The sequence below is a fragment of the Cetobacterium somerae ATCC BAA-474 genome (assembly GCF_000479045.1).
Classification (GTDB): Bacteria; Fusobacteriota; Fusobacteriia; order Fusobacteriales; family Fusobacteriaceae; genus Cetobacterium_A; species Cetobacterium_A somerae.
The window spans coordinates 1-3,400 of sequence record NZ_KI518107.1 but is presented as its reverse complement, the minus strand read 5'-3'; the positions used below and the strand labels follow the sequence as shown (position 1 = coordinate 3,400).

The following is a 3,400-nucleotide window of genomic DNA, read 5'->3' as shown; positions in this document are numbered from 1 at the left end:
ATTCAGCTCCTTTAGTTTCAAGAGGAATATAGCCCCATTCATCACAAATTAATAGATCATATTTTTTCAGTGAGCTCATAAATCTTCTGAGCTCACTTTTTTCATAGGCTTCTATTAGTTCATTAACTAAATTAGCAACTTTGTAAAATCTTACCTTTTTTCCTGCGATACAAGCATTAACTCCTATTGCTGTAGCTAAATGTGTTTTTCCTGTTCCTACAGGGCCATATAGAATTAAATTTTCTTGTCGCAAAACAAATCCAAATTCTTGTATCTCCTCAATCCCAATAGTCTCTGGAAAATCTACTTCTGAAAAATCATAATCATCAAATGTTTTAAGTATGTCGAATCTAGCTTGTTTTAACAATCTATTCTTCGCATTTATTTTTCGATAATTTAACGCGATTTCAAATATTTTTTCAAGATATTCTTCTCTTGTTGTAAAAGGAATTTGATCGTATTCATCCAAAAATTCTTTTCCTAGTTTTAATTTTTTTGAATATTCAACAAGTTTTTCGTTCATTTCACTCCTCCTTCTTCTTTATCAATTGATTATATATTTCTAAGTTAGTCTCATATTTATCAATTTTAGGAAGAGGAGAAGATAGCGCAATTTCCTCTCGTGGTCCAGTATTATCTTTATATTTATGATAATTTAATAGTAAAATATCAGGATCTTCCAATTCTGCATTAATTAAACCTTGCAAAACATATGTTGCAATTTCTAAAGAATCATTTAAAAGTATTTTTTCAAGAACCAACAGAGCTTTCTTTCTATCTTTCGATTGTAGTTTCAACAAATACTCTTTCCATATTTTAGGTAACTCTTGAAAAAAATCTGTATATTCTAAAGAATTAATTTTCTTTATGATTAAAGGTAGATGCTCTATCCAAGATGTATTTACATATTTATTTCTACTATAGACCCTATTGTGAGAAGCTATCTCTCTTTTAAATTTATCCATTAAGAAAATTTTATGTGCAGTTATTTTAATCCATACTTCTTGTAATTGAAATTTAGTCCCAACAGAATATTTATTTGTATCAATATCTACAAATCCATATTTATTAACTTTTCTTCTTTCGTATTTTGCAACCTCATACTCATTGATATTAAGAGCAATTAAATAATTGGTTTCCATTTCTAAAAGATCACAAATCTTTTGATTTTTGTGGTAATGTATCCGTTCATTATCTTTATCGCATATTCTAAGTAAATGTTTATTATATTCTGCAATATTTGGTATCTCAGGAATAGGAACAAAGTAATTTCTTCTAAAGTATCCAACTTTATTCTCAACATTTCCTTTTTCATTTCCAGAGGCAGGATTACAAAATTTAGGTTTAAATTTATAGTGAGCAGAAAATTTCTCAAAAGATTCATTTAAAATTCTGTCTTTATTTTTTCTGAAAGCTACTGCGGCAGTTAAATTATCAAACCAGATCTCTCTAGGAACACCGCCTATATGTTTAAATATATCTTTTAAACCTTGAAGAAGGCATTCTGTAGTTTCTCCTCTAAAAATTTGCATATACCCAGCATTACTATATGGTAAAGTCAGAACCAGATAACTTCCCTTAACATCTTTTCCACCTTGTTTAAATGTTAATTTGCCAAAGTCAACTTGAGCTGTTCCAGGTAAATGTGATAATTTTAAATATTCTGTGATATCTAAATTTAATTCTCTCTTTTTTTCAGCAACATAAATGGCAACAGAGCGATAACTTATATTAAGACTATCTCCATACTTCTCTTGTAATCGCATAAAAATCTTTTTAGCAGTATGCCTTTGTTTATGTATTTTACCAATATCAGACAAAATCCATTTATCTACCATTTCTTTATATTGATCTATTTTTTTAGTTTTTCTAATGATTTTTTTGATAGTTTGATTGAAGTTTTCAGTTTCTTCATATTTTTTAATAGTAGCATACGAATGTCCTGTTAAAGTTTTAACTTTTCTGTAAGAAAGCCCTTGTACTTGTTTTAAATATTTGATATCATTAATCTTAGCCATTGATAACATTCCTTTCCTCCTTTAAAAAAGTTTGGTCACTTAATTAAAGGATATTATATTAGGATTCTGTTTTCAATGGTTTTTTTATATTCACTTTTTCTTTGCAGAAAGTTACATGTTTATTTTACAACAAACAACTGCTTCTTCTATTTTAAAGTATAACAAGTAGCTGGGCCTTTGCCTATTTTTTTAATTAGGTTTTTATTTTGTAGATTTTTTAGGATCTCTCTTACTCTTCTATCACTTAAATTTAAAATTTCAGAAATCTCTTTAGTTGTTGCAGTTTCTTTCTTTTCTAAAAATTCTAAAATTTGATTATCATATCTATTAAAACTTTCAATATTTTTACCTAGTTTTGTTAGCTGTTCAACGGTTGGAAGTTCTTTAGCTAATTCAGCAGGTAAAGATAATTTATATTCTGAAACTCCTATTGGTTTAGAGTTATCCCTTAAAGCATATTCTGCAATGGTTGTATTTTTATCCTTACATAAAATTATTCCAATACTTTTATTATCATCTTTATGCTTTAACAAATCATCTACAGCAGATAGATAAAAATTCATTTTCCCAGCATATTCAGGCTTAAATTTACCGGTTTTCAATTCAATAACTATGTAAGAACGAAGCTTTAGGTGATAAAAAAGTAAATCTATATAAAAATCTTCACCACCAACTTCTAAATGGTATTGTCTTCCAACATAGGCAAATCCTTTTCCTAATTCTAATAGAAATTTAGTTATGTTTTCAACCAAAGAATCCTCAAGTTCCTTTTCTAAATAACTTTCAGATAGATTAAGAAAATCAAAAATATATGGATCCTTTAATGTTTCAGCAGCAAGTCCACTATTTTTATCTGGAAGAGTTTGAGAAAAATTATGAGTTTTTCCCTCTAAAAGCATTCTTTCGTAGAGATTACTTTCTATCTGGTGGACCATTACATTACGCGACCAACCATTTTCAATAGCCTTTTTAGCATACCATTCTCTTTTATTAGAAGAGACTTTATCTAATAAAGTTTGATTATGATACCACGTTAATTGTGCAAGTGCTTCCTGCACAATTTCCGCCGGATAGCTTTCAGCAAAAAGCTTCATATATCTAAGGTTTCTAAGAGATAGTCCTTTCATATTTGGAAACTCTTTTCTTAAATCTTCCGCCAGATTTTCTATGATTTTACTTCCCCATCCCTTTTGTGATTGGTTTTTAAGAATAATTTTTCCAATTTCATAATATAAAAATATAAGTTCTTTATTAACAGATAAAATCGCTCGATTTTGAGAGATTTTAATTTTATTTTTAAGTTCTTCTAACAGTGATATATATTCCATTTAGTTCTCCTATTTGAATTTTATTTATTATATTTTACTATAACTTATAAGGAT

At 28.0% G+C, this 3,400-nt stretch carries 3 protein-coding genes; all 3 read right to left on the bottom strand.

Going from position 1 to position 3,400, the window contains the following annotated elements; all coding sequences use genetic code 11:
• Nucleotides 1-523 (bottom strand): ATP-binding protein (locus HMPREF0202_RS04145; RefSeq protein ID WP_023052034.1); only part of this gene is annotated, 523 nt, incomplete at its 3' end.
• 1 nt (nucleotide 524) lies between these two features.
• The gene (gene istA, locus HMPREF0202_RS04140; RefSeq protein WP_040406317.1) at nucleotides 525-2,027 is read right to left on the bottom strand and encodes an IS21 family transposase; all 1,503 of its coding nucleotides are present in this window, start codon (nucleotides 2,025-2,027) and stop codon (nucleotides 525-527) included.
• A 137-nt stretch (nucleotides 2,028-2,164) separates the two neighbouring features.
• A complete protein-coding gene (locus tag HMPREF0202_RS04135) occupies nucleotides 2,165-3,346 on the bottom strand; it encodes a PDDEXK nuclease domain-containing protein (protein WP_023052032.1) in 1,182 nt (393 codons plus the stop codon).
• Nucleotides 3,347-3,400: the final 54 nt, after the last annotated feature.